Source organism: Albimonas sp., from assembly GCF_055129145.1.
This window is the reverse complement of sequence record NZ_JBSRTQ010000052.1, coordinates 1-25,792: the sequence shown is the minus strand read 5'-3', so window position 1 is coordinate 25,792 and position 25,792 is coordinate 1. Positions and strand designations below refer to the sequence as shown.

The window sequence follows — 25,792 nt, the reverse complement described above, 5'->3', positions numbered from 1 at the left end:
GGCGGGCGCCGGGGCGTCGACCCCGCTCCCCGCCTCGGCGCCCGCCACCCCGGGCGCCGCGGGGGGGGTCGGGGCGTCGCGGGCGGCGACCGCCTCCTCCCACCCCGCATAGGCCTCGCGCAGGGCGCCCGCGTCGGCGCCTTCGTCGACCAGCAGACGGCGGAAGAAATCGGCCTTCTCGGCCACGGTCAGTTCGCCATAGGCCGACAGCGCCTCGGCGGCTGCGGCGATGCGCGCGGTCTCGCCCGAGGGGCCGGCGAGCTTGCGGCAGGCCTCCGCCAACCGCCGCGCCGGGGCCCCCGCGCCCTTGCCCGAAGGCGCGCGGTCGTTGAGCCGCAGCGCCGAAAGCAGATCCTGCACGAAGTCGATGTTGATGCGCGACATGGGCGGACGGCTCCCTTGCAAACGGGTCGGGACGGGGGGCGGACGGCGCGGTCGGCCCCTCCTCGGCAGAGGGGCGAGCCTACCGAAATCCGTCCGGTTCCGCGACGGGGATGGACGCGCCGCGCCCGGTCGCGACGCCGCAGGCGCCGGACGGCAGGAAGCGGGCCCTGCGCCGAAACCGGCCGGAAATCAGCGCATCGCCCGGTTTGGGGACAAGGGCTGGGCGATGCGTTTCGCAGGCGAACCCTGCGCCCCGCTCAGCCCGCCTTGGCGGCGCCGGCCTCCTCGCCGCCGTCGGGCGCCGCGTCGCCGTCGGGCCCGTCGCCCCCGAACCGGGTGCGCAGGTTGCGCATGTCCACCAGCCGGCCCGAGCGGGCGTCGGCCAGCGCCGGCTCCACCGGCTCGCCGCTGTCGCGGAAGACATGGGTCAGCTTGACCCCGTCCGCGCGCGGCAGGTTGCGGTCGCCCCAGGCGCCCAGCAGCATCAGCACGGGGCCGAGCTCCCGCCCCCGCTCGGTCAGCCGGTATTCATGGCGCACCGGGCGGTCCTGGTAGACCTCCCGGCGCAGCACGCCCGCCCCTTCCAGCCGGCGCAGACGCTCGACCAGCACATGGCGGGTGACGCCGAGATTTGTCTGGAACTGCTCGAACCGCCGCACGCCCCGAAAGGCGTCGCGCAGGATCAGCAGGGTCCAGCGGTCGCCGACCACGGACAGGCTGCGGGCCACGGGGCAGGTCTCGTCGGAGAGCTCGGTCCATTTCATGCCCCTCTTATAGCGCGTCTTGACAGGTTCCGAAAGGGAACCTAGCCTGAATAAACAGTTCCAAAAAGGAATGCTCTCGGGAAGGAGACCCGGATGCCCCCCGACGCCAATCCCGTCGCCCGCCATGCCGCCGCCGGCCTGGAGACCCCCGTCGCGCAGCGCCGCAGCCGGCGCTACGACTACGCGGTCTCCAGTCTGAACCTGCGCGCGGCGATGACGCTCACCGGGCTCGAATACCTGCAGGCGCTGGTGGCGGGGGAGTTCGGGGAACGGCCCTCGATCACCGACACCATCGGCATGTCCCTGCCCCACGGGCTCGGCTTCGGCACGGTCAGCATCGACGCGGAACCGGGCGATTGGCTGCTCAACCCCAACGGCGCGGTGCATGGCGGCTTCGCGGCGACGATCCTCGATTCGGCGATGGGGCTTGCGGTGCATACCGCCCAGCCCGCCGGGGTCGGCTACGCCACCGCCGAGCTGAAGATCAGTTACACCCGCGCCATCCTGCCCGGCGGCGGCCTCCTGCGCGCCACCGGCACGCTGATCCATGCGGGCCGCCGGATGGCGACGGCCGAGGGGCGGCTGGTCGGAGTCGAGGACGGCAAGCTCTACGCCCACGGCTCCACCACCTGCCTGCTGTTCCCGCTGGCCGCGCGGGGGGAAGCGTGATGGCGCTGACCGCCGACATCCCCGCCGGGTCGCCCACGCGCGCCGAGGCCCACCGCGCCGCGCGCACCAAGATGCTGCTGGAGGCGCCGATCCCGCGCACGCTGGCGCGGCTCGCCGCGCCGAATGTCATCGCGATGAGCACCACCGCCGCGACCTCCATCGCCGAGGGGTTCTACGCCGGCCGGATCGGGGTCTCGGCCCTGGCGGGGCTGGCGCTGGTGTTCCCCTTCGTGATGCTGACCCAGATGCTGTCGGCGGGCGCGATGGGCGGCGCGATCTCGGCCGCCGTCGCCCGGGCGCTGGGGGCGGGCGACGCGCGCAAGGCCGACCGGCTGGCGCTGCATGCGGCGGTGATCGGCATCGGCCTCGCGGCGCTGACCGCGGCGCTGATCGGGGCCTTCGGGCGGGACCTCTTCGCCCTGCTCGGCGGTCAGGGGGAGGCCCTGCCCCAGGCGCTCGCCTACGCCGCGGTGTTCTTCCCCGGCTGCATATGTCACTGGCTGTGCAACGCCCAGCTCTCGGCCATCCGGGGGACCGGCAACATGTTCGTGCCGGCGCTGGCGCTCTTCTGCGCGGCCCTGGGCTCGATACCGGTGGGCGGCGCGCTGGCGCTCGGCTGGGGGCCGTTCCCGGCGCTCGGCATGGCGGGGCTCGCCGCCGGGCAGGTCACGTCCTTCGGGCTCGCCGCCATCGGCGCCTTCGCCTACATCGCCTCGGGCCGGGCCGGGTTTTCGCTGACGCGGGCCTTCGCGCCGCTGGAGCGGGCGCTTTTCGCCGACATCCTGCGGGTCGGGCTGATGGCCTCGCTCAGCACCGCGCAGACGGTGATCACCATCGTGGTGATGGTCGGCCTCGTCGGCCGCTACGGCGAGACGGCGCTGGCCGGCTACGGGCTGGGCGCGCGGCTCGAGTTCCTGATGGTGCCGGTGGTCTTCGGCATCGGGGCGGCGATGACCGCGATGGTCGGGGCCAATATCGGCGCAGGCCAGCGCGCCCGCGCCCTGCGGGTGGCCTGGACCGGATCGCTGGCCGCGGCCGTGCTTGTGGGCGGGATCGGCGGGCTGCTGTCGATCTTCCCGGACCTGTGGCTCGGCCTCTTCCTCCGGCCCGAGGACGTGGGCGCGCTGGCGGCGGGGCGGATGTATTTCCACACCGTCGGCCCGTTCTATTTCTTCTTCGCGCTCGGCCTCGCGCTCTATTTCGCCAGCCAGGGCGCGGGGCGGGTGCTGTGGCCGGCGCTGGCGGGCTTCGCCCGGCTCGCCGTCGCGGTCGGCGGCGGGGCGCTTTTGTCGGGGTCGATGGGCTTGGGCGTGCAGGGCGTGTTCGTCGCGGTCGCGGCGGGAATGCTGGTCTACGGGGTGATGACCGCCGCCTCGATCCGTCTCGGCGCCTGGGGGCGCTGAGGCGGAAGGCGCGGGGCCGGGCGACTCGCCGTTTAGGCGAGCGACCGACGGCCCGCGCAAGACGCGTCCGGGCGGTCGCAATCGCAAGCATCAAAGCGAATGGCGTGAAATCGGTGGCGGCTTGATACGATCGAAAGCCGAAAACGCGAAAACCGACCTCAACCGACGGAATATCGCGCCTGGCAAACCGTCGCGCATTGACCTCTCCCCCGCACCCGCCGGATGCTTGACCAGCGCCTTGCGACGAAACCGCTTTCCAGCCTCGACGCCGAGAGGATCCGAACATGCCGCTGCCAGGCGCCGCTCCGGTCTGCGCGCGCGTCGGAACGGAGGATGCAGGCCGCGTGCGGCCTCCGTCATCGCCCCTATGCGCGCTCCGCCCGCATGGCGACCCCGGCGTCGACCGAAGCGTCGCGCATCGGCCAGGGCGCCGGTGCGAAGCCCCCCCCTTGGTCATGCCTCCGCCCGCCATCCTCGCCGCCGAGCCGCGCGGCGCGCAGCGGACGGGCTTCTCCGGCGCGGCGCCGCCGCGCGGCCGGTCGAAGCCCGCGAGCGGGCTGCACCGGCCCGGCGGACCCGACGGTCCCGCCGCCTCCGCCCCGATCCGCTGGGCGATCCTGGTGGCGCCCGGCTTCCCGATGATGGCCTTCGCCAATCTGGTCGAGCCGCTGCGCGCCGCCAACGCCATCGCGGGGCGGCCGCTCTACGCGTGGCGGCTGGTGTCGCCGGAGGGGGGCGAGGTCCGCGCGTCCTGCGGGATCGCGCTGCGCGCCGATCAGGGGGCCGAAAGCGCGCCCCCGGCCGAGCGCATCGTGGTCTGCACCGGCGGCGACGTCGGCGCCGATCCCGACGCCCGCGCGCCGGGGCCGGAGATCGCCTGGATCCGCCGGTCCCTGCACGCCGGGGCCAGGATCGGGGCGGTGGCCGACGGCGCCTTTCTGCTGGCCCGCGCGGGCCTGCTCGACGGGCATGCCTGCACGCTGCACGAACGCTCCCGTCCCGCCTTCGCCAAGGCGTTCCCGAACCTGGAGCTGCGCCGCGAGATCTTCGTGATCGACCGCAGCCGCTTCACCTCCGCCGGGGGGGCCGCGTCCTTCGACATGATGCTGGCGCTGATCGCGGAGGATGGCGGGCCGGCGCTGGCGGCCTCGGTCGCCGACTGGTTCGTGCATGTCCAGCGCAGCCCGGGCACGCGGCCGCCGCAGCCCTCGACGCGCGCGGCCCTGGTCGCCGACGCCATCGCCCGGATCGAGGTGGGGGGCGGCGAGGCGCGGCTCGACGTCGCGGGCCTCGCCGCCCGGCTGGACGTGTCCTCGGACCGGCTGGAGCGGGCGTTCCGCGCCGAGACCGGCCTCACCCCCGGCTCCTGGGACCGCCGCGCCCGCCTGCGCCGGGCCGCCGACCTGCTGGAGCGGTCGTCCCTGTCGGTGCGCGAGGTGGCGCTGGCCTGCGGCTATACCTCGCTGTCCGCCTTTTCGCGGGCGTTCCGGGCCGAGCATGGGGCCGCGCCGCGCGAGTCCCGGAAACGCCGAGACGGGCGCTGACGCAAGACCCCGGCCCGCCCCCGGTCCAGTCTTTCCCGACAACAGGGAAAGGGCGGGACATGAGCCACGACAAGGGCGAGCTGGACGGGATGCCGGCGCTGATCACCGGGGCCGGAACCGGCATCGGGCGGGCGACGGCGCGGCGTCTGGCGGCGATGGGGGCGCCGGTGGCGCTGACCGACATCGACGGCCAGGCCGCCGACGCGGTGGCGCGCGAGCTGCGCGAGGCGGGCGCCCAGGCCTGCGCCATGCGCGCCGACGCCGCCGACCCCGACGATCACGAGGCCGCGGTGGCCATGGCGGTGGAGGCCTTCGGCTCGCTCCGCCTCGCGGTCAACAACGCCGGCGTGGGCGGCCAGCGGGCGACGGTCGCCGATACCTCGCTGGACGATTGGAACGCCATCATCTCGGTCAACCTGACCGGGGTGTTTCTGGGCATGCGGGCCCAGATCCCCAAGATCCTCGCCGGCGGCGGCGGCGCGGTGGTCAACCTCGCCTCGGTGCTGGGGCGGGTGGCGCGGGGCAACGGCTCGGCCTATGTGGCGGCGAAGCACGGCGTGATCGGGCTGACCTCGGCCGCGGCGGTGGAATATTCGGCGCTGGGCGTGCGGGTCAACGCGGTCTGCCCGGGCTTCATCCAGACCAACATGACCGCGCATCTCGACCAGCAGGCATTGGTCCCGCTCCACCCGATCGGACGGCTGGGGCGGCCCGAGGAGATGGCCGAGGTCATCGCCTTCCTGCTCTCGCCCCGCGCCTCCTTCGTCACCGGCGCCGCCTATCCGGCCGATGGCGGGTTCCTGGCGCTCTGAGCGCTATTCCGTCGCCCGCGCCGCCTCCTCCGCGGCGCGGGCGCGCAGGGCGGGCGAGACCTTCCGGATCGCGAACGCCTCCGGCAAGGCCTGAAGCGTCGCGTGCAGGGCGCGCCACTGGGCGGGGGTCAGCCCTTCGGCCGGCGTGATGATCGTGCGCACGCCGAACACCACCGAGCGGCTGCGCGGGAGGCGCAGCACGGTCTGACGCTCCACCCGCAGCCAGGCCTGACCGTCGGCGGAAAGCCGGTTCACGAAGGCGCCGGTCTTCTCGTCCTCATGCATCGGGGTGACGATGTCGGGCTGGGCGGCGAAATGCCAGTTGCCCCGCCAGAGCGGACGCCCCGGCTGCACCCCGTCGAAGAACCGCTGCACCCGGCGGGCGAGGTCGCCCGGATATTCCGGCACCGGCACATGGATGCGGATCAGCGCGCGCCCCATCTTCTCCGACAGGGTCCAGTGGGCGGGAAAGCAGAGCACGCCGGCGACCAGCTCATGCTCCTCCGCCGCCTCGGGCCGGTGCATGATCAGCAGGTCGTCCTGCACCAGCCGGCCGGCGGCGGCGATGGGGGAGAGGGCGCGCGTGTCGACCTCCACCCCGTCGGGGCGGCGGACCCGGCCGTCGGGATGCACGCGATAGTCGGGGCGGGCGCCGAGATGGATCAGCATCGCCTCCAGCATCTCCGCCGCCGCGGCCTCCCCGCGGGGCAGCGTGTCATAGGCCCAGTCGGGGCGGTGCGCGATCAGGGCGTCGCGCAGGCGCATCTGGCCGGCGAAATCGTCGTCGACATGGAACCATGCGGCCGGGTCGAGCGGCGCGATGCCGGGCGCGACCGCGGTGCGGGGATGGTCGAAGGGGGTGACGGGGGCGTGGCCCAGCGTCCAGTCCGGGCGGTCGGTCAGATCGCGTGCGCCGCTCATCGCTCCAGCCCCTTCGAGAACCGCAGCAGGTTGACCCCGGTCAGCGCCCGGCAGGCGGGGCCGAAGGCTTGGGCGAAGGCGAACCAGTCGAGGCCGGCGCCCCTGGCGATGTCGCCCAGACTGCGCCCGCCCCCGATCCGCGCCAGCAGCGGGGCCGAGGTTTTCGGAATGGCCACCCAATGCTTCAGCCCCGCCGCGGTGATCCGGAAGCCGCCGTCCTGCGCCACCTTGCGGGCGAGCGCGCCGGCCTCGATTCCGTTGAGCCGCGGCGCCGCATCGGCCGTCATCGTCGCCATCGCCTGGCCCGCCCGCGCGGCGGGTGCGGCGTAGACCACATGCATGCGCATGTTGCCGGCCAGACGTTCCGCCATCGCCCAGCGCTCGGGCGCGGGCAGCGCGGCCAGCCGCTCGCGGAACGCCGGCGTGTCGGGCAGATGCTGGGCGGGGTCGTAGCGCAGCGGCTCGAGGAACGAGACGAGGCCGAGCCCCGCCCCCTCCAGCGCCCCGATCAGCTCGGTCACCGAATAGGGCCGGTCGCGGGAATGCAGCAGCAGGTCGTAGAGGCCGGCGTCGCCGTCCTCGTGGTCGCCCACGAAGGGGTTGCGCAGAAAGCCGTTGGTCTCGGGCAGCGCGGCCAGCGCCTCGCGTGCGAGCGCCACCTGGGTCTCGGGCGCGTCTGCGCCCAGCAGGGCGCGGAACGCCTCCTGCATCGGGTAGACCCCGTCGCGGCCATAGGGGGCGTAGACCATGATCCCCATGCCGCCCTCGGGCGAGACGGCGCCCGCCAATGCGTCGAACCCCGCCTGGGGGTCGGACAGGTGATGGAGCACGCCGCAGCAGTCGATATAGTCGAAAGGCGCGCCGGGAAGGTCGGCGGCGTCCAGCAGCGACCCGGTGACGTAGGTGGCGCGCAGGCCCCGCCGCGCCATCCGCGCCTCCGCCACCGCGCGCGACGCCTCCGAGACGTCGACATAGGTGATTTCGGCCGGGCAGCCGGCGTCGGCGAGCTTCTGGGCCATCATCACCAGCGCGTCCCCGGCCCCGCCCCCCGCGATCAGCGCGCGGAAGGGGCGCGACCAGTCGCGCCGGCCGCGGAACAGGAAATGGTCGATCTCGATGGGGTCGGACGGCGAGCCGACGATCAGCCTGCGCCCCTCCTCGGCCGGGTCGCGGGCGGGATAGGGATAGGTCTCGTATTGCCGCCTGACCGGATCCATGCGCCGCGCCCCCCTTCGCTCCGCCCCCTCGGGGACGTGACCTGTTCCGTCTTCTGGCGCGCAGAAGCTTGCGTCAAGGGTCGCGCGCCGTTTCCGCCGCGTGACAGGGCCGGTGCGACTGGCTACCTCTGGGCGCGACCGCCAAGCGCCGGGGACGAACCACCGGCCACGATCCGCGCCAGGGAGCACGCCATGAACCGCGAAACCGTCGAGGCCAACGGCCTGAGCTTCTCCGTCCTGACCGCGGGTCCGCCCGACGCGCCGATGCTGCTGATGCTGCACGGGTTTCCGGAATACTCGGGGGCGTGGACGGAGATGATCGAGCGGCTCTCGGACCGCTACTTCTGCGTGGCGCCGGATCAGCGCGGTTACAACCTTTCATCGAAGCCGGCCGAGGTCTCGGCCTATTCCACCGGCAAACTGGTGTCGGACGCGCTGGCGATCCTCGAGCATTACCGCCCCGGCGGCCGCGTCCACGCGCTGATCGGGCATGACTGGGGGGCGGGCGTCGCCTATGCGCTGGCGATGCGCGCGCCCGAGAAGGTGGAGCGGCTGGTGATCGCCAACGGCGTGCATCCCCTGCCCTTCCAGCGGGCGCTGGCGGCGGGCGGCGCCCAGGCCGAGGCGAGCCAGTACATCCATTTCCTCCGCCGCCCCGACAGCCACGAGAAGCTGGCCGAGGATGGCGCCGGCGGGGTGATGCGCCTGCTCTGGGCCAAGATGGACGTCGCCTGGATGACCCCGGCGCGGGAGGCGGAATACCGCGCCGCCTGGACCCAGCCCGGCGCGCTGAACGGCATGGTGAACTGGTATCGCGCCGCCCGGATCGCGGTGCCCCTGCCCGGCAAGGCGTTGACGGCGGACGAAATCCCCGACCTCCCCGTCGAGGCGATGCGCATAAGAATGCCGCATCTGCTGATCTGGGGTCTCGACGACGGCGCCCTGCTGCCGGAGAGCCGCGAGGGCCTCGCCGATCTCTGCGACGACCTGACGGTGAAGGAGCTCGCGGGCTGCGATCACTGGCTGATCCATCAGAAGCCCGACGAGGTGGCGGCCCTGATCCGCGATTTCATCGACTGAGCCCGCGCGGCCGGCGCGGGGGGCGCATACCGGGCGAGGGCGACGACACGCTCGTCTCCACCCTCACCCTCAACGACAACGCGCAATACACCAACGCCGAGGTCGCCCGCGCCAACGGGCGCCCCCAGTGATCCGCTTCCGGCGCACCAACCTGGTCAGCCGAAGCTTTTCTCATCATGGCCAAGGGATTGGAAACCGCCCGCGCTCACACCGCCGCCCGCGCCATCGGGCTGGCGCAAGGTGCGCTGGAGGACGCCGCCGCGGCAAGACGGTGACCGAGATGGACAACGTCCTGCTCACCAACCTGATGATGAACACCGTCGAAGCCTTGGGGCTCTCCTCCGACATGGTCCTGCCGATGGGCGTCATCATGCCGGGCATCGTCGGACGCCTTAAAAGGGTGCTTCGGGATGCTCTGCCAAGGGCGACGATCGGCTGCTGAACGCCCCTTCGAGGCCCAGGAGTTCGCCGACAAGGCGCCTCTCGACAAGAACGGCAAGCCGGTCTCGGACGTGCTGGCCTTCCCCGACCTGCTCTCCATGAACCTGGCTCGCCGGGATCCCGAGACCGGCGAGATCAGCTTCAACCAGCATGTCGCCGAGGCTGCCGTCATGGCCGCCCTCGAATGGATGATGAAGCAGCACGGCCGTCGGGTCAGCTATCTCGACAACGAGGAGGTGGCCAAGAAATCCGGCCTGCCCCGTGACTTTCCGGTCTCCGGGGAAATGCGCACGCGAGCGATGGCGGGCCCCAACACCCAGCAGGTGCTGGATGAGATGAGCCGGATCATGGAGACGCCAAGCGCCCGGCCCGGGCGAAGATGATCGACGGGCTCGACTGGGGCGAGAAAACCGTCTGCGTGCGGATCAACGAGCTGACCACCGAATACGCCTATGGGGACATCATCGAGGTGATCGAAGGGGCGCATGCGCGGCTCGACGTCATCATGCTCATCAAATGCATGGGGCCGGACGACATCACGTTCTGCGACAAGCTGATCTCGATGATGGAAAAGAAGCTGAAGCTGAAGAAGACCATCGGTCTCGAAACCCTGATCGAGAAGGTCGAGGCCCTGCAGCGGGTGGTCGACCGCGCGCTGCGGAGGCGCGAGGCCTTCGACGCGGCCATCGCGCGGGGCGAGGGCGCGGCCCGGTTCGAGGGACGGATGATCGACGTCGCCTCGAGGCGCATCCTCGACCGGATCGTGGACCGGGCGAACCTGATCGGCATGTGTCGCCTCCCCGGTTCGGGCGACGCGCCGCGTGCGCCGACCTTGCGGGGCGCGCGGCAACCCGCCCCCTGCGGGAACATCCTCCATGCACGTCCGTCCATCCGCAGCCCCCACTTCGATCCCATGGTGAACGCCTTCGCCAAGCTCAGGGCCCGCCTGCGCAAGGACGCCCCGCGCACCGTCGAGGGCCGCTGGCCGACCATCAGGCCCGGATGCCGGCGACGCGGCACGGCTCGCCGGCCGCCTCCGGCGCATCCAGCCGGCCGTTGCGGGCGCGGGCCGGGTTCTCCGGCGCGGCCTGCGCGCCGGGACCGGCCTCCCTCGTCTCGTCGCGCCTCCGCCTCACGAAGAACGGCGTCGACGGAAGCGGACGGCTTGGCTAGGATTCCCGCCAATCAATAAGGTCGCGCCCGCGGGACAACCGACGCGGCGCGCCAGGGGAGGAAACCGCATGACCGACGCCCGCGCGTCGCGCGAGGATTTCGCGCAAGCCGTCGCCATCGCCAATATTCCGGTCCTGCTCATGCTGCTGGTGCAGATGACAGGCGACCTGCGCTGGCTGGGGGCGCCGTTCAAGCCGCGCCGGGGCGTCGGGCTCGACGACAACGACGACGGCGGGTTGCCCGCGGAGGTGCAGGCGGAGATCCGGGCCGCCGCGCTCGACGCCATTCTCGCCTGGCGGGCGGGCCGGCCGCTCGCCATCGCCGAGCCCGACCCGGCGCTGCTGGAGGCGATGCTGACCGTGGCGATGGCCGAGCGTCCGCCCGAGGGCTATGGCGAGATCGTCGCCGAGGGCCTTGGCCTCACCCGCCATTCCCTCTCCGAACCCGTGGCCGCGCCCGAGGGGTTCCGGGTCATCGTGATCGGCGGCGGCGCGTCCGGCATCTGCGCGGCGATCCGGCTGCGGGAGCGGGGGATCGCGACCACGATCCTCGAGAAGAACGACGATTACGGCGGGACCTGGCTGGAGAACCGATATCCGGCGGCGGGCGTCGACACCCCCAACGCCATCTACGCCTATTCCTTCGCCCCGCATGACTGGACCCGGCCGTTCGCGCTGCGCGACGAGATCCACGCCTATCTGCGCGGCGTCGCCCGGGATTTCGGCCTGCCCGCGATCACCCGCTTCGCCACGGCCGTCACCCGCGCCGACTGGGACGCGGCGGCGCGGCTGTGGCGGGTGGAGGCGACCGGCCCAGAAGGCCCGATCACGCTCGAGGCCGAGGCCGTCATCTCCTGCGTCGGCGTTCTGAATATTCCGAAAGAGCCGACCATCCCGGGCCTGGACACCTTCCCCGGACCCGCCTTCCACACCGCCCGCTGGCCCGAGGATCTGGACGTGACGGGCAAGCGCGTGGCGGTGGTCGGCAACGGCGCGTCGGCCATGCAGGTGGTCCCGGCCATCGCCGAGCGGACCGCGCATCTGACCGTCTACGCCCGCTCCCCCCAATGGGCCGCGCCCTTCCCGCAGTTCGGCCGCCGGACGCCCGAGGGGGTCCGGATGCTGATGCGCGAGGTCCCGCTCTACCGCGCCTGGCACCGCCAGCGGATGACCTGGACGTTCAACGACCGGGTGCATGCGAGCCTGCAGAAGGACCCGGAATGGCCGCATGCCGACCGCTCGCTCAACGCCTCCAACGACGCGCATCGGCGGTATTTCGAGGATTATGTGCGCGCCGAGCTGGGGGAGCGGCAGGATCTCTATCCGCTGGTGACGCCCGACTACCCGCCCTTCGGCAAGCGGATGCTGATGGACAACGGCTGGTTCCGCACCGTGGCCCGGCCTGACGTGACGCTGGTCGCCGACCGGCTGGCGCGGGTCGAGGGCGCGGAACTGGTCGCCGGCGACGGCACGCGCAGGGAGGCGGACGTTCTGGTGCTCGCCATCGGCTTCGTCACCGCGCGGATGCTGGGGAATTACCGGGTGACCGGGCGCGACGGGCTTGTGCTGTCGGAGGTCTGGGACGGCGACGACGCGCGGGCCTATCTGGGCACCGCGGTGCCGGGCTTCCCGAACTTCTTCACGCTGCTCGGGCCGAATGTCGGGCTCGGCCACGGCGGCAGCATCATCGCCAATGTCGAGATGCAGACGGATTACGTGCTCGCCCTGCTCGACGCCATGTTCGCCCGCCGGGCCGCCGCGATCGAAGTCCGCGAGGACGTCCACGACCGCTATAACGAGCGGGTCGACGCGGCCCACGAAAAGATGGTGTGGACCCATCCCGGCATGACCAACTGGTATCGCAACGACCGCGGCCGGGTGGTGGCGCTGACGCCCTGGCGCAACGACGCCTTCTGGCGGATGACCCGCAAGGCCGACCCCGACGACTATCTGTTCGACCGCGCGCCGGCCGCCGCGGAGGCCGCCCGATGATCACCGTCGTCCCCGCCCCCCAGGCGCCCGAAACCCCCGACCCCGCCATCCCGCGCCGCCGCGACGTGGTCACCCGCGACCTCATCGACCGCTGGGCGGAGGAGCGCGGATCCCGCGTCTTCGCCCGCTTCGACAGCCTCGACCCCGACCGGGGGGTGGAGGACTGGACCTACGCCGGTTTCCGCGAATTGGTGGCGCAGACCGCGCTCGGCCTGCAGCGGTTGGGCGTGGGGATGGGCGACCATGTGCTGGTCTGGCTGCCCAACGGGCGCGAGCATGTGCGGGTGTTCTTCGCGCTCAACTATCTCGGCGCGGTCTGCGTGCCGATCAACACCGCCTATCGCGGCGGCCTGCTGGCGCATGTGGTCGATCTTTCGGATGCGAAGCTGGGGATCGTGCATGCCGACCTCGCGCCCCGTTTGGCGGAGGTCGACACGGCGGCGCTGGAGCGGCTGGTGATCGTGGGCGGGGAGGCCGACGACGCGCCGCTGCCCTGCCTCGCCTATGCCGAGGCGCTGCTGCCTGAGGTCGGCGAGCTGGCCCCGCCGCCGCGTCCCATCGAGCCCTGGGACCCGATGTCGATCATCTTCACCTCCGGCACCACGGGCCCGTCGAAGGCGGTGCTGATGAGCTACCTGCATCTGTGGTCCAATGCCGGGCCCGAGACCTGGCCCTTCGTGACCGAGGACGACCGTTACCTCGTCGCCGCGCCGATGTTCCATATCGGCGGCATGGGGCCGATGTTCGTGATGCTGGCCCGCGGCGCCGCCTTCGCGCTGGCCGAGCGCTTCGACACCGCGACCTTCTGGGGCACGGTGCGCCGGACCGAGGCCTCGGTCGCCTTCATGCTGGGCGTGATGGCGACATTCCTCGAAAAACGCCCGCCCGAGCCCGACGACGCCGACAACCCGCTGCGGCTGGTGCTGATGGTGCCGCTCGCCGGCGCGCGGAGTTTCGCGGCGCGCTTCGGGGTGGAGGTGCGGACCATTTTCAACATGACCGAGGCCTCCACCCCCACCTTGTCGGAGGCGAACCCCGAGGTCGACGGCGCCTGCGGGCGGGCGCGGCCGGGCGTGACCCTGCGGCTGGTCGATGCGAACGATTGCGAGGTCCCCGACGGGACCCCGGGCGAAATGATCGTGCGCACCGACCGGCCCTGGGCGATGCTCTCGGCCTACCACCGCAACCCGGAGGCCACCGCGGCCGCCTGGCGCAACGGCTGGTTCCATACCGGCGACGCGTTCCGGCGGAACGCCGCGGGGAACTACTTCTACGTGGACCGGGTGAAGGACTCGATCCGGCGGCGCGGCGAGAATATTTCGAGTTTCGAAGTGGAGGCGGAGGCGCTGGCCCATCCCGACGTGCGCGAGGCCGCGGCGGTGGCGGCGGCGAGCCCGCTGGGCGAAGACGACGTGATGATCTGCGTGGCCCCGGCGGAGGGGCGGACGGTGGATCCCGCCGAGCTTTTCGAGTTCATGCGCGCCCGGATGGCCTATTTCATGGTCCCCCGCTACGTGCGCGTGCTGGACGAGCTCCCCAAGACCCCGACCGCGAAGGTCGAAAAGCACAAGCTGCGGGCCGAGGGGCCGGTCCAGGGGACCTGGGACCGCGAGGCGGCGGGCATCAAGGTCACGGGCGAAAGGTTCCGGGCCGCCCCCGCCTGACCGGCGCGCGGGATATCGAAGGCGGGACGTCGAGGGAACGTCGAGGGCGGGCCGGCGCGCCGAGCGTCCCGAAGGCGTCGCCGGGGCGCCCGCGCCGGCGGTCGCCGTCCGGCGCTTGCGGCCTTCGAAGACGGGACCGATCGCGCCCAGACCGGAATTCGACCGGGACCGGGAGACGGCCGCGCCAAGCGCCCCGCCGCTCCGCGCCGCGGGCGGAACGGGGCGGCCTGGCGGGACCGGGACGCGGCGCTTGCCGGCCGAGGGCTCAGGCCTCCGCCGCGATCCCCGCCGCCGCCGCCCCGGCCAGCGCCGCGGCCTCGTCATTGTCGGACGCATCGCCCGAGACGCCCACCGCCCCGATCACCGCGCCGCCCGCGTCGCGCAGCAGCACCCCGCCCGGGACCGGCACCAGGCCGCCGCCCAGCGCGCCGTTGGCGGCGGCGATGAAATAGGCCTGCGCCTCGGCCCGCGCCATCTGCGCCCGTCCGCCCATGCCCAGCATCACCGCGCCATGCGCCTTGCCCGCTGCGATCTCGAACCGTCCCGGCGAGGCGCCGTCCTGCCGCTCATACGCCACCAGCCGCGCGCCGGCATCGAGCACGCAGACCGCGAGCGGCTTCATCCCCGCCTCGGCGGCCTTTTGGAACGCCCCCGCAATGATGGCGCGGGCGGCGACGATCCCCGGACCGGAGGCTGCGACGGGGGCGCTCATGCCCCCGCCCCCGTCTCGGCGTTGATCTGGGCCTTCTTCTCCAGCCGTCGCGCGTGCAGCACCGGCTCGGTGTAGCCCGCGGGCAGTTCCCGCCCCTTGAACACCAGATCGCAGGCCGCCTTGAAGGCGATGCCGTCGCAGGCGGGCGCCATCGGCTCATATCCCGCATCGCCCGCGTTCTGGCGGTCCACCACCGCCGCCATCCGCTTCATCGTCTCCATCACCTGATCCTCCGTCGCGATCCCGTGGTGCAGCCAGTTGGCGATGTGCTGCGAGGAAATCCGGCAGGTCGCCCGATCCTCCATCAGCCCGACGTCATGGATATCGGGCACCTTGGAGCACCCGACCCCCGCATCCACCCAGCGCACCACATAGCCGAGGATGCCCTGGGCGTTGTTGTCGAGCTCGGCCTGCACCTCCGCCTCCGACCAGTTCGGCCGGTCGGCGAGGGGAACGGTGAGAATATCGTCGAGGCTCGCCCGCCGCCCGCCCCCCGCGATCTCCGCCTGGCGGGCCAGCACGTCGACCTTGTGGTAGTGGGTGGCGTGGAGCGTCGCCGCGGTCGGGCTCGGCACCCAGGCGCAGTTGGCGCCGGCGTTCGGGTGGCCGATCTTCGCCTCCAGCATCGCCGCCATCAGGTCGGGCATCGCCCACATGCCCTTGCCGATCTGCGCCCGCCCGCGCAGCCCGCAGGCGAGGCCCGCATCCACGTTCCAGTCCTCATAAGCCCCGATCCAGGCCTGGGCCTTCATGTCGGCCTTGCGGACCATCGGCCCGGCCTCCATCGAGGTGTGGATCTCGTCCCCGGTGCGATCCAGGAACCCGGTGTTGATGAAGGCCACCCGGTCGCCCGCTGCCCGGATGCATTCGCGCAGGTTGACCGTCGTGCGCCGCTCCTCGTCCATGATCCCCATCTTCATGGTCAGGGGGGCCATGCCCAGCGCCGCCTCGACCCGCCCGAACACCTCCGCGACATAGGCCGCCTCGTCGGGCCCGTGCATCTTGGGGCAGACCACATAGACAGAGCCGGTGGCCGAGTTCGCGCCCTTGTCATGCTTCGCGCCGAGCGCGGTGCAGATGGCGTCGAGCATGTGTTCGGCGATCTCCGCCCCCTCGCCGTCCAGCACCGCGGGGGTGGTCATCAGCAGGCCGACATTGCGCACCAGCATCAGCGCCCGGGCCTTCACGGCGAAAGGCGCGCCGTCGGGGTCGGTCGCCTCGAAATCCGGGGCGAGGGCGCGCGTGAAGGTTTTTCCGCCTTTCTCCACCGCCTCCGTCAGGTCGCCGCGCATCAGACCCAGCCAGTTGCGATAGGCGAGCGCCTTGTCCTCGGCGTCCACCGCCGCGACCGAGTCCTCGCAATCCATGATCGCGGTCACCGCCGATTCCAGCATCACATCGGAAATCGAGGCCGGGTCCGTCGCCCCGATGGCCGAGCCCGCGTCGATCATCACCCGCGCGAGCAGCCCGTTGCGGCGCAGCAGCACCGAGGTCGGGGCCTCCGCCGGCCCGGTGAAACCCGCGAACCGGGCGGGATCGGCGAGCCCGGTCTCCCCGACCGAGGCCGAGGCCGCGATCACCGTGCCGCCCTCGACCTTCAGCCCGGTGACGTCGGCCCATTTCCCCCCCGCCAGCGGCGCGCTCTCGTCCAGAAACCCCTTGGCCCAGGCGATCACCCGCGCGCCGCGCGCCGGGTCATAGCCCTTGCCCGAGGGCAGGTCGCCCAGCGCGTCGGAGCCGTAGAGCGCATCGTAGAGCGACCCCCACCGCGCATTCGCGGCGTTGAGCGCGTAGCGCGCGTTCATCACCGGCACCACCAGCTGGGGGCCGGGGATCATCGCGATCTCCGGGTCGACGTTCGCCGTGGTCACTTCGAAATCCGGGCCTTCCGGGCGCAGATAGCCGATTTCGGCGAGAAACGCCTTGTAGGCGGGCGCGTCCCAGGCCTGGCCGCGACGCGCGACATGCCAGGCGTCGAGCCTGGCCTGCATCTCGTCGCGGGTCGCGAGCAACGCGCGCCGCTTCGGCCCGAGGTCGGCGACGATGCCGGCCAACCCCTCCCAGAACGCGGCGGAGGCGACGCCGGAGCCGGGCAGCGCCTCGGTCTCGATGAAATCGTATAGCTCGCGGGCGATCTTCAGGCCGGCGATGTCGATGCGGTCGGTCATGATGTTCGAGCCTCGGCGCGATCGGAATCGGGATGTCTTGTCTCGGAGGAACATGCGCCCGACCGGCCCCTCGCGCCACCGGCGGCGGCGCCGGTTTCCACCTGCTGGAAAGCTGTGGCGCTTGGGCTGCCAGAACCCCGGCGCGCCCGGATGAGAATGAGCCGGCCAGCGGGGCCCGGGGCGCCGCGCCCCGCCTCCGCGACTTTAGGCCTGACCGGCCGCTTGCGGGTTGCGCCCCGCCGGCGGCCGGTCAACTCTCGGGCGGAACGATTGCAGGAGTCCGTTATGCGTCCAGAGGACAGCCCCGCCCCGATCCGTCTCGCCGATTACGCGCCGCCGGCCTGGATCGCGGAGCATGTGGGCCTGACCTTCGACCTCGCGCCGAAGGGCGCCCGGGTCCGCGCCCGCATCCGTTTCGCGCGCGGAACCGGCGGGCCGCTCCGGCTCGACGGGCAGAAGCTGCGCCTGCTCTCGGCCTCGGTCGACGGGACGGACGCGATGCCCTGGATCCAGGTGGACGAGGACGGGCTGACCCTGTCGCCCATCGACGGCGTGCCGCTGGCCGACCTCTTCCACTGGGAAGCGGAGGTCGAGATCGACCCCGAGGCCAACACCGAGCTCGAGGGCCTCTATCTCTCCAACGGCGTCTACTGCACCCAGTGCGAGGCCGAAGGGTTTCGCAAGATCACCTATTTCCCGGATCGCCCGGACGTGATGGCGACTTACGTGGTGCGGATCGAAGCGCCGGCCTCGATCCCGGTGCTGCTGTCGAACGGCGAGCCCGGCGCGACCGGCCCCCTGCCCGACGATCGTCATTTCGCGCAATGGACCGATCCCTGGCCCAAGCCCAGCTACCTTTTCGCGCTGGTGGCGGGGGATCTGGTCGCGCATCGGGACCATTTCACCACCGCGTCGGGCAAGCCGGTGGATCTGGCGATCTGGGTCCGCCCCGGCGACGAGACGCGCTGCGCCTATGCGATGGACGCCCTGAAGCGCTCGATGCGCTGGGACGAGACGGAGTATGGGCGGGAATACGACCTGTCGGTGTTCAACATCGTCGCGGTCGACGACTTCAACATGGGGGCGATGGAGAACAAGGGGTTGAACCTGTTCAACTCCAAATACGTGCTCGCAAGCCCCGAGACCGCGACCGACCGCGATTACGAGCTGATCGAGGGCATCATCGCCCACGAGTATTTCCATAACTGGACCGGCAACCGCATCACCTGCCGGGACTGGTTCCAGCTTTGCCTGAAAGAGGGGCTGACGGTTTTTCGCGACCAGCAGTTCTCGGCCGACATGCGCTCGGAGGCCGTGCAGCGCATCGACCAGGTGAAGATGCTGCGCGCCCGCCAGTTCCGCGAGGATGCGGGGCCGCTGGCGCATCCGGTGCGGCCCGAAGAGTTCATCGAGATCAACAACTTCTATACGGCCACCGTCTACGAGAAGGGGGCCGAGCTGATCCGGATGCTGCGCCTGATCGTGGGGACGGAGACCTATCGCAAGGCGCTCGACCTCTACTTCGACCGGCATGACGGGCAGGCCTGCACCATCGAGGACTGGCTCCGCGTGTTCGAGGACGCCTCGGGCCGCGATCTGACCCAATACCGCCGCTGGTATGCGCAGGCGGGCACGCCGCGGGTCGAGGTCTCCGAGGGGTGGGTGGAGGACGCGCCGGGTCAGGGCGGGCGCTATACGCTGACGCTGCGCCAGGACACGCCCTCGACCCCCGGCCAGCCTTCGAAGAAGCCGGTGGTGATCCCGGTGGCCTTCGGGCTGCTCGGCGCCGACGGGCGGGAACTGGTCGACCCGGGCGTGCTGGAGCTGGACCGGGCCGAGGCGTCCTGGTCCTTCGAGCTGCCCGAGCGTCCCGTGCCCTCCCTGCTGCGCGGCTTCTCCGCCCCGGTGATCCTGGAGCGGCGGGAGAGCGACGCGCAACGGGCCTTCCTGCTCGCCCATGACAGCGACCCGTTCAATCGGTGGGAGGCGGCGCGGGCGCTGGCGCTGGACGCGCTGATGGGGGCGGCGCCGGTGGCGGCCTTCGCCGCGGCGCTGCGCCCGGCGATCACCGACAAGGCGCTGGATCCGGCCTTCCGCGCCCTGCTGCTGACCCTGCCCGGCGAGGACGAGATCGCGCGCGAGACCTGGTCCCGCGGCCGCCCGGCCGACCCCGACGCGATCCACGACGCCGCCCAGTCCGCCCGCACCGCGCTGGCCGAGGCCCTGGCGCCCGAGCTGCGCGGGCTCTTCGACGCGATGAAAACCCCCGGCCCCTACAGGCCGGAGGCGGAGGACGCCGGCCGCCGCGCCTTGCGGGCCGCGGCCCTGTCGCTGCTGGTCCGCCTGCCCGGCGGCCCGGCGCTGGCCGAGGCGCAGTGCGGCGCGGCCAACATGTCCGACCGCCTGCCGGCGCTCGCGGCGCTGCTGGCGAGCGGCGGGGGGTCGGCCGACGCGGCGCTCGACGCCTTCGCGGCCGACTGGCGCCATGACCCGCTGGTGATGGACAAGTGGCGGATGCTGCAGGCGACGGCCTCGCGGCCCGACACGCTCGCGCGGGTGAAGGCGCTGTCGGAGGCGACTGATTTCCCTTGGAAGACGCCGAACCGCTTCCGCTCGCTGGTCGCGGCCTTCGCCCAGAATCCCTATGCGTTCCATGCGGCTTCGGGCGAGGGCTACCGGTTCCTCGCCGACTGGCTGATCCGGCTGGACCCGGTCAACCCGCAGACCGCGGCGCGGGTGGCGGGCGCGTTCGAGACCTGGCGGCGCTACGACGCCGCGCGCCAGAAGCTGATCCGGGGCGAGCTCGCCCGCATCGCCGCGTCGCCGGGCCTGTCGCGGGACATGTCGGAGATCGTGTCGCGCATGCTCGGCGCCTGACGCAAAGCCCCCGGGGACGGGAGCGGCGCGCCCGGCCGCGCGCCGGTGGCCGCGGGGCGCCCGCGCCGCCGGGGGACGTGGCGCATGCGGCCCCGGCGCCCGTGGCGAGCGGGGGCGCGGCGGTCCTGACAAGCGCCTCGCCACGGGAGCGACCCGCCGGGCCTCGCCCCGTCCCCACCCGCGCCGCCGGTCCAGGGCGGCGCCAGCGGGCCGGGGCCATCGGCATGCGGGCGGGGGCGCCGCTTCCGACGTCGCCCCCCCCGCACCGCCGGCCAGGTCAAGCCGCCAGCATGCCCTTGATCTGGTCCAGCAGCGCCAGGCGACGCTTCTTCAGCGTCTCCAGCCGCATGTCGTCCATCGGCTCCACATTGGTCTCGCCGCGATGCACCTCGCGGTTGACCGCGTGATATTCGTCCGCCAGCCGGGCGAAATGCGGGTCGGAGGTCTTGCGCTCGGAGATCTGCGCGGCCGCGTCGGGCAGCGCCTCGGCCAGCTCGTGGGGGGTATGGCTCATGGTCAGGTCCTTTCCTTCGGGCGGCGCAGGGGCGGGGCCGCCGCAACGCAGTCTCGCCCCTTCACGCCCTGCGCGCCTTGACGCGGATCAAGCGGCGCCCTTGGCGCGCCGCCCTCGCCGCGTTACCTTTGGCCTCGACCCGTCCGGTTCAAGTCCTTGATCACCCACCCGAGAGGCGCCATGCTCGCCCGTCGTCCCCGTCCCGTCATCGGCGTCATCTCCAACGCCATGCTGATCAACGAGACCTTCGCGGTCTCGGCCGCGGGGGAGATGAACCTTCGGGCGCTGCGCCATGCGGCCGACTGCCTGCCGCTGATCATCCCCGCCCTGCCCGAGGCGGTGGAGCCCGAGGACCTGCTCGCCGCCTGCGACGGCTTCGTGTTCACCGGGGGCCGGGCCAACGTCCACCCCTCGCATTACGGGCATGACGAGACCGAGGCCCACGGCCCCTTCGACCCCAAGCGCGACGGCGTCTCGCTGCCGCTGATCCGGGCGGCGGTGGCGGCGGGAGCGCCGGTGCTGGGCATCTGCCGCGGCTTCCAGGAGCTGGCGGTGGCCTTCGGCGCGACCCTGCATCCCGAGATCCGCGACCTGCCCGGCCGCCTCAACCACCGCATGCCCCCCGACGGCACGGTGGAGGAGAAATTCGCCCTGCGCCACGCCGTGACCTTCGCCGAGGGCGGGACCTTCCATCGCCTGCTCGGCGCGACCGAGGTGATGACCAACACCCTGCACGGCCAGGGCGTGATGGAGACCGGCCCCCGCGTGATCATCGAAGGCCACGCGCCGGACGGCACCCCCGAGGCGATCGTGATCCGCGACGCGCCGGGCCTCGCGCTCGGCGTGCAATGGCATGCCGAGTGGATGGCCTGGGAGAGCCCGGTCAGCCAGGCGATTTTCGGCGCCTTCGGCGACGCCGCCCGCAAGCACTCCGCCCGCCGGATGGCCCACGCCGCCGCCTGAGGCGCGCGTGGGGCGGAACCGGGCGGGCGCTGCCCGCCGCCTGCCCGCCGCCTGCTTGCCGCGCGGCGCCTCGAACAGCCGTCTCCCGTCCCCCTGGATCCGAAGGCGGCCGCCTTGCCGCCCGGAAACCTTGCCGCGCGGACACGGCGATCCCGATCGGCGAAGGCGATGCGCTGCGCGCCGAGCGGCGTAGCCGCAGGCGATGGTGGACACCGGCGTCATCGCGCGTCGTCGAGGTCCCCCGCCACGCCTCGCGCATCCTCGGTTCTCCAAAGGCGCCGCTTCGGCCACATCGTCCAGATGGCCGGCGCTTCAGGCGATCCAGTCGGGCAGCGTCTCGCCGAAATCCTCCAGCGCGACGTGGACCAGCACCACGACCACGCCTCCCTCACCCGCCAGGCGCAGGCCGGCGTCGGTGTCTCTCGCGCTGAACGGGGCGAGATCGTCGAGAAGGAGGTCGTCGCGCCACAGCTCGAAATCGAGGATCCGGTCGCGGCCGGCGCCGGGCGCGAAGACGAAGAGGTCGGCGCCCCCGCCGCCGCGGAGCTGGTCGCGCCCCGCCCCGCCTTCGATCCGGTCGTCGTCGGACCCGCCGTCGAGAAGGTCCCGGCCCGCGCCGCCGCTCAGATGGTCCCGCCCGGCCCCGCCGGCCAGCCGGTCGGCCCGGCCGCCGCCGTCGAGCGTGTCATGCCCGGCGCCCCCGATCAGACGGTCGACGCCGGCGCCGCCCGTCAGCTCGTCGCGCCCGGCGCCACCCTTGAGCAGGTCGCGTCCCGCCCCGCCGTCGAGAATGTCGGCCCCGGCGCCGCCCGCCAGCGCATCCGCCCCGTCGCCGCCGATCAGCGTGTCGGCCCCGTCGCCGCCCCACAGCCGGTCGGCCCCGGCGCCCCCGTCCAGCAGATCGTCCCCGGCCCCGCCGGAGAGGCGGTCGTCGCCGTCGCCGCCCGAGAGCTCATCGTCGCCGAAATCGCCGAGCAGGCGGTCGTCGCCGGCCTCCCCCTCGATCTCGTCGTGGCCCCAGCCGCCGTTCGCGATGTCGTCGCCGGCGCCGCACAGGATCAGGTCGCCGCCGGTCAGGATCGCCAGCGGGTCGGAGGCCGCGATCACCTCGGCGTCGACGCTGCGGGCGTCGCCGTAGATCAGATCGTCGCCGTCGCCGCCGAGCAGCGTGTCGGCGCCCGGCGCGAAATCCACCGGGCCGGAGAGGTCCTGGGCGTCGCCGAAGAGCGAATCGTTCCCCGCCCCGCCGGTCAGCAGATCCCGCCCGCCGACCAGCCGCGCCCCCGCGCCAGCGCCCAGCGCGTCGCCGAAGAGCGCGGCGCCCCAGGGCGGCGCGGTGAGATCATCGGCGCCGCCGATCATCTCCCAGTTCGCGCCGACCACGCCGACATCGCCGATCAGCACCGCCTCGGGCGAGGCGTCCACGTCTTCGGCGAAGGCGTCGCCGGCGTCGATCCGGTCGGCCCCGCCGGCGAAGCGCCCGCCATCGGCCGAGGCGCGGTCGAGCAGCAGCGGCGCGTCGCCCCACACATGCAGGGCCCCGCGCGACAGGATCACCACCTCGTCCCCGCCGCCGCGGACCGAAAACACGTATTCGGGCACGATCCAGAAATCGCCCGAGATCACCCGGTCGCCGGCGTCGAAGAGGTTGAAGAGGTCGGCGCCGCCGGTCGCGTCATCGGCCGCGATCAGGGCGTCGCCGAAAAGCCGCGCCTCGCCCGCGCCGCCGGCGTCGATCAGGTCGGCCCCGACCAGCGAGGCGTCGAAGCCCGAGGCGATCGCCCCCTCGGCGGCGAAATCGGAGAGGTCGCCCAGCGCGTCCCCCACCCGCAGCGGGCTGAGCGCCAGCGCGCCGCCGCTCGCGAGCGTCAGGTCCAGCCGGGTCACGGGGCCGGCGGGCGCGCCATCGGCATCGACGTCAAGCGCGCCCGGCGCGCCGCGGGCCTGGGCGGCGAGGCCGGCGGGCGTGGTCCAGTCGTAAAGATCGGCTGCGTCGGTGGCGGTGAGGGTCCCCGTCCCGGGTTCTCGCCCCAATGCGGCGGAGAGCGCGACGAGATCGGCTCCGGATATGGAAGTGACGGTGAGGCGCGCCATGCATTGCCTTCCGCCCACGCCGTCGCCCCCGTCGCCAGATAGCCGCGAGGCAGGGGCGAGGTCAACCCTGACGCGAATCCTCCCCGGTCTTTCCCGACCTGCGGGCAAGGCCGGGCGTGGGTGGAAGACGGGGCGCGGGTGGAAGACGGGGCGTGGGTGGAAGACGGGGCGCGCGTGGAAGACGGGGCGCGCGTGGAAGACGGGGCGCGCCATCGGCCGGAACGGGAGCGGCGCGCCCTGCCGCGCGCCGGCGGCGACGTCGGTCCCGCGCCGCGGGGCGCCGACGGCTCCGGTCGCGACGGGGCCGTACGCGGGGCGGGAAAGTGACCGGTCGCACAGCGGTCGGGAGCGGGCGGCTTTCCGCTACGTTGGGGGGCGATCACGGCGCCCCGGCATTGCGAGCGCAGCGCAGGGGGGCCTAGGCTTGCGAAAGCGGCGGCGCGCCGACCCGCGCCGCGAAGCCGAAATCCTATCCCAGCCCCCCGCCCCCAACCCGAACATTCGACGAGGAGACCGCAAGATGACCGACCCGATCTGGCAATGGACCGCCGCGCGCACCGCCCGCGCCATCCGCGCGCGCGAGATCAGCGCCGAGACCGTGGTCGAGGCGCATGTCTCGCGCATGCGCGCCGCCAATCCCGCGATCAACGCCGTGGTGGTCGATCTGGGCGACCAGGCGATGGAGACGGCGCGCGGCGTCGACCAGGCGCTCGCGCGCGGCGACGCCCCCGACCTGCTGACCGGCGTGCCGGTCAACATCAAGATCAACGTGGATTTCGAGGGGCAGGCCAATTCCAACGGCTCGCCGTCGCTCGCGAACAACATCGCGACCGAGGACTCCGCGGTGGTGCGCAACCTGCGGCGCGCCGGCGCGATCTGCATCGGGTTGACCAACACCCCCGAATTCTCGATGCGCATGCACACCGACAACCCCCTGCATGGCGAGACGCTGAACCCCTGGGACGCCTCGATCACGCCGGGCGGGTCCTCGGGCGGGGCGGGGGCCGCGACCGCGATGGGCTTCGGCTGCATCGGTCATGGCAACGACATCGGCGGATCCTTGCGCTGGCCGGCGCATTGCAACGGCATCTCGACGATCAAGCCGACGCAGGGGCGGATCCCGGCCTTCAACCCCTCGGCCAAGGCGGAGCGGCCGATGATGGCGCAGCTGTTCTCCACCCAAGGGCCGCTGGCGCGGTCGGTCGGCGACGTGCGGCTGGGGCTGGAGGTGATGGCGCGCCGCGATGCGCGCGATCCGTTCTGGACGCCGGCGCCGCTCAAGGGGCCTGAGCTGCCGAAAAAGGTGGCGCTGGCGAAGATGCCGGCGGATGTGGAGGCCGATCCGCGCATCCTCGCCCTGCTGCGCGAGGCGGCCGATGCACTCTCGGACGCCGGCTGGCAGGTGGACGAGGTCGAGGTCCCCGACGTGCGGGCCTGCTGGCAGGTCTGGGCGGACATCCTGCTCAACGAGATGAACGTGATGATGGGCGAGGGGATGCTCTCGGTCTCGTCCGACGACTTCCGCAAGGCCTGGACGGGGATGGACGCCTATACGGCCCGGCTGGACGCGAAAGGGTTCATGGAGGCCTGCGCGGCCCGGCTGACCTGGCAGCGCAAGTGGATGATGTTCCTCGAGCAGTATCCGGTGGTGCTGGCCCCGACCACGGTGGCCAGGACCTTCGACAAGGGGGCGGACGTCGCGGAGGATGCGGTGGTCCGCAGGATCTGGGGCAACGACGTGGTGTTCATCGGGATCTTCAACATGCTGGGCCTGCCCTCGGCCGTGACGCCGGTGGGGATGATGGACGGGCTGCCGGTGGGCGCGCAGTTCGTGGGGCCGCGCTACCGCGAGGATGTGGCGCTCGCCGCGGCCGAGGTGGTGGAGGCGAAGGTCGGCGCGCTGACCCCTGCGCTGTGGGCGCGCGAGGGCTGAGAGGCCGCGCCCGGGGGGGACGGACTTGCGCCGGGGCCGTCGAGGCCCCGGCAAGAAACGACGTTCTTCGCGCATCGCGAGGGCGGCGCCGCCGCGCCGCGGATCGGGGCCGGGCGCCCGGCTGACGCGCCTCCGGGCGGTTCCGTCGCGTCCTGCGGATCAGGACGGCGAGCGGGCCGAGGCGTCGGGGCGGCGGAGAACGTCGCGACGAAGAGGACGGACGGACGGACGGAGAGAATGTCCGTGCAAAGGCGCCCGGCGCGGACAGATCGGGGTCGGACGGGGCCTCTCGCCTCGGACTGGGCGTCCGGGCGGGACGGAACCGTCCGAACCTGGATGCGGCAGCCGCCTCGCCGGACCGCCCGAACCCGCCCCGTCGCCACCGGCGGCCCCGGTCCGACCGCCGCGCGGGCCTGCCGCTCCCACCGGCGCGCCGGCCGTCGCGCGGCCCCCCTTGCCACCGCCCGG

21 protein-coding genes are annotated in these 25,792 nt (G+C 72.7%); 13 read left to right on the top strand and 8 right to left on the bottom strand.

Features of this window, described 5'->3' with window-relative positions; all coding sequences use genetic code 11:
- Both ACTB72_RS10285 and ACTB72_RS10280 read right to left on the bottom strand, forming a co-directional pair.
- Nucleotides 1-384, bottom strand: a 384-nt coding sequence (locus ACTB72_RS10285) for a hypothetical protein (protein ID WP_463036905.1), incomplete at its 3' end; no start/stop codon positions are given.
- Between the two features lie 257 nt (nucleotides 385-641).
- Entirely contained in the window at nucleotides 642-1,148 is a 507-nt protein-coding gene (locus tag ACTB72_RS10280; protein WP_463036904.1) for a winged helix-turn-helix transcriptional regulator, read from the bottom strand.
- 93 nt (nucleotides 1,149-1,241) lie between these two features.
- On the opposite strand from ACTB72_RS10280, the gene ACTB72_RS10275 reads away from it, so the two are divergent.
- From ACTB72_RS10275 to ACTB72_RS10260, 4 genes are all read left to right on the top strand, one after another.
- Nucleotides 1,242-1,817, top strand: a complete 576-nt coding sequence (locus tag ACTB72_RS10275) for a PaaI family thioesterase (protein ID WP_463036903.1) — start codon at nucleotides 1,242-1,244, stop codon at nucleotides 1,815-1,817.
- Nucleotides 1,817-3,220 carry an MATE family efflux transporter gene (locus ACTB72_RS10270; RefSeq protein WP_463036902.1) on the top strand — a complete coding sequence of 468 codons (1,404 nt, stop codon included), beginning with the start codon at nucleotides 1,817-1,819 and terminating at the stop codon, nucleotides 3,218-3,220. The genes ACTB72_RS10275 and ACTB72_RS10270 overlap by 1 nt, the downstream gene beginning before the upstream one ends.
- A gap of 455 nt (nucleotides 3,221-3,675) precedes the next feature.
- Entirely contained in the window at nucleotides 3,676-4,764 is a 1,089-nt protein-coding gene (locus ACTB72_RS10265; RefSeq protein WP_463036906.1) for a GlxA family transcriptional regulator, read from the top strand.
- A gap of 59 nt (nucleotides 4,765-4,823) precedes the next feature.
- Nucleotides 4,824-5,576 carry an SDR family NAD(P)-dependent oxidoreductase gene (locus ACTB72_RS10260; RefSeq protein WP_463036901.1) on the top strand — a complete coding sequence of 251 codons (753 nt, stop codon included), beginning with the start codon at nucleotides 4,824-4,826 and terminating at the stop codon, nucleotides 5,574-5,576.
- Nucleotides 5,577-5,579: 3 nt separating this feature from the next.
- Here ACTB72_RS10260 and ACTB72_RS10255 read toward each other — a convergent pair whose 3' ends face one another.
- Nucleotides 5,580-6,497, bottom strand: coding sequence for a heme-dependent oxidative N-demethylase family protein (locus tag ACTB72_RS10255; protein WP_463036900.1), 918 nt, complete (start codon nucleotides 6,495-6,497; stop codon nucleotides 5,580-5,582).
- Nucleotides 6,494-7,714 carry a class I SAM-dependent methyltransferase gene (locus ACTB72_RS10250; RefSeq protein ID WP_463036899.1) on the bottom strand — a complete coding sequence of 407 codons (1,221 nt, stop codon included), beginning with the start codon at nucleotides 7,712-7,714 and terminating at the stop codon, nucleotides 6,494-6,496. The genes ACTB72_RS10255 and ACTB72_RS10250 overlap by 4 nt, the downstream gene beginning before the upstream one ends.
- A 192-nt stretch (nucleotides 7,715-7,906) precedes the next feature.
- On the opposite strand from ACTB72_RS10250, the gene ACTB72_RS10245 reads away from it, so the two are divergent.
- The 6 genes from ACTB72_RS10245 to ACTB72_RS10220 all read left to right on the top strand — a co-directional run bounded on the left by ACTB72_RS10245 (nucleotide 7,907) and on the right by ACTB72_RS10220 (nucleotide 14,063).
- A complete protein-coding gene (locus ACTB72_RS10245) occupies nucleotides 7,907-8,794 on the top strand; it encodes an alpha/beta fold hydrolase (RefSeq protein WP_463036898.1) in 888 nt (295 codons plus the stop codon).
- A gap of 280 nt (nucleotides 8,795-9,074) precedes the next feature.
- Entirely contained in the window at nucleotides 9,075-9,236 is a 162-nt protein-coding gene (locus ACTB72_RS10240) for a hypothetical protein (RefSeq protein WP_463036897.1), read from the top strand.
- On the top strand, nucleotides 9,205-9,618 hold the full coding sequence (locus ACTB72_RS10235; RefSeq protein WP_463036896.1) for a hypothetical protein: 414 nt from the start codon (nucleotides 9,205-9,207) through the stop codon (nucleotides 9,616-9,618). Before ACTB72_RS10240 ends, ACTB72_RS10235 begins: the two co-directional genes overlap by 32 nt.
- Complete coding sequence (locus ACTB72_RS10230) at nucleotides 9,615-10,427, top strand: hypothetical protein (RefSeq protein WP_463036895.1); 813 nt, start codon at nucleotides 9,615-9,617, stop codon at nucleotides 10,425-10,427. The genes ACTB72_RS10235 and ACTB72_RS10230 overlap by 4 nt, the downstream gene beginning before the upstream one ends.
- Nucleotides 10,428-10,476: 49 nt before the next feature.
- Nucleotides 10,477-12,399: a flavin-containing monooxygenase gene (locus tag ACTB72_RS10225; protein WP_463036894.1), complete on the top strand. Its 1,923-nt coding sequence runs from the start codon at nucleotides 10,477-10,479 to the stop codon at nucleotides 12,397-12,399.
- A complete protein-coding gene (locus tag ACTB72_RS10220; protein WP_463036893.1) occupies nucleotides 12,396-14,063 on the top strand; it encodes an AMP-binding protein in 1,668 nt (555 codons plus the stop codon). The genes ACTB72_RS10225 and ACTB72_RS10220 overlap by 4 nt, the downstream gene beginning before the upstream one ends.
- A gap of 265 nt (nucleotides 14,064-14,328) precedes the next feature.
- Here ACTB72_RS10220 and ACTB72_RS10215 read toward each other — a convergent pair whose 3' ends face one another.
- On the bottom strand, nucleotides 14,329-14,775 hold the full coding sequence (locus ACTB72_RS10215) for a GlcG/HbpS family heme-binding protein (protein ID WP_463036892.1): 447 nt from the start codon (nucleotides 14,773-14,775) through the stop codon (nucleotides 14,329-14,331).
- Nucleotides 14,772-16,943, bottom strand: a complete 2,172-nt coding sequence (locus ACTB72_RS10210; protein WP_463036891.1) for a malate synthase G — start codon at nucleotides 16,941-16,943, stop codon at nucleotides 14,772-14,774. The genes ACTB72_RS10215 and ACTB72_RS10210 overlap by 4 nt, the downstream gene beginning before the upstream one ends.
- Nucleotides 16,944-17,228: 285 nt before the next feature.
- Here ACTB72_RS10210 and pepN point away from each other — a divergent pair, with 285 nt between their 5' ends.
- Entirely contained in the window at nucleotides 17,229-19,820 is a 2,592-nt protein-coding gene (pepN, locus tag ACTB72_RS10205; protein WP_463036890.1) for an aminopeptidase N, read from the top strand.
- 277 nt (nucleotides 19,821-20,097) lie between these two features.
- Here the strand turns inward: pepN and ACTB72_RS10200 are convergent, their stop codons facing one another.
- Nucleotides 20,098-20,334 carry a YdcH family protein gene (locus ACTB72_RS10200; protein ID WP_463036889.1) on the bottom strand — a complete coding sequence of 79 codons (237 nt, stop codon included), beginning with the start codon at nucleotides 20,332-20,334 and terminating at the stop codon, nucleotides 20,098-20,100.
- 180 nt (nucleotides 20,335-20,514) lie between these two features.
- Between ACTB72_RS10200 and ACTB72_RS10195 the strand changes: the two genes are divergently transcribed.
- Nucleotides 20,515-21,297 (top strand): gamma-glutamyl-gamma-aminobutyrate hydrolase family protein, encoded by a 783-nt coding sequence (locus ACTB72_RS10195; protein WP_463036888.1) that lies wholly within the window; start codon nucleotides 20,515-20,517, stop codon nucleotides 21,295-21,297.
- Between the two features lie 312 nt (nucleotides 21,298-21,609).
- Here the strand turns inward: ACTB72_RS10195 and ACTB72_RS10190 are convergent, their stop codons facing one another.
- Nucleotides 21,610-23,391, bottom strand: a complete 1,782-nt coding sequence (locus ACTB72_RS10190; RefSeq protein ID WP_463036887.1) for a calcium-binding protein — start codon at nucleotides 23,389-23,391, stop codon at nucleotides 21,610-21,612.
- Nucleotides 23,392-23,911: 520 nt separating this feature from the next.
- Between ACTB72_RS10190 and ACTB72_RS10185 the strand changes: the two genes are divergently transcribed.
- Nucleotides 23,912-25,324: an amidase gene (locus tag ACTB72_RS10185; protein WP_463036886.1), complete on the top strand. Its 1,413-nt coding sequence runs from the start codon at nucleotides 23,912-23,914 to the stop codon at nucleotides 25,322-25,324.
- Nucleotides 25,325-25,792: the final 468 nt, after the last annotated feature.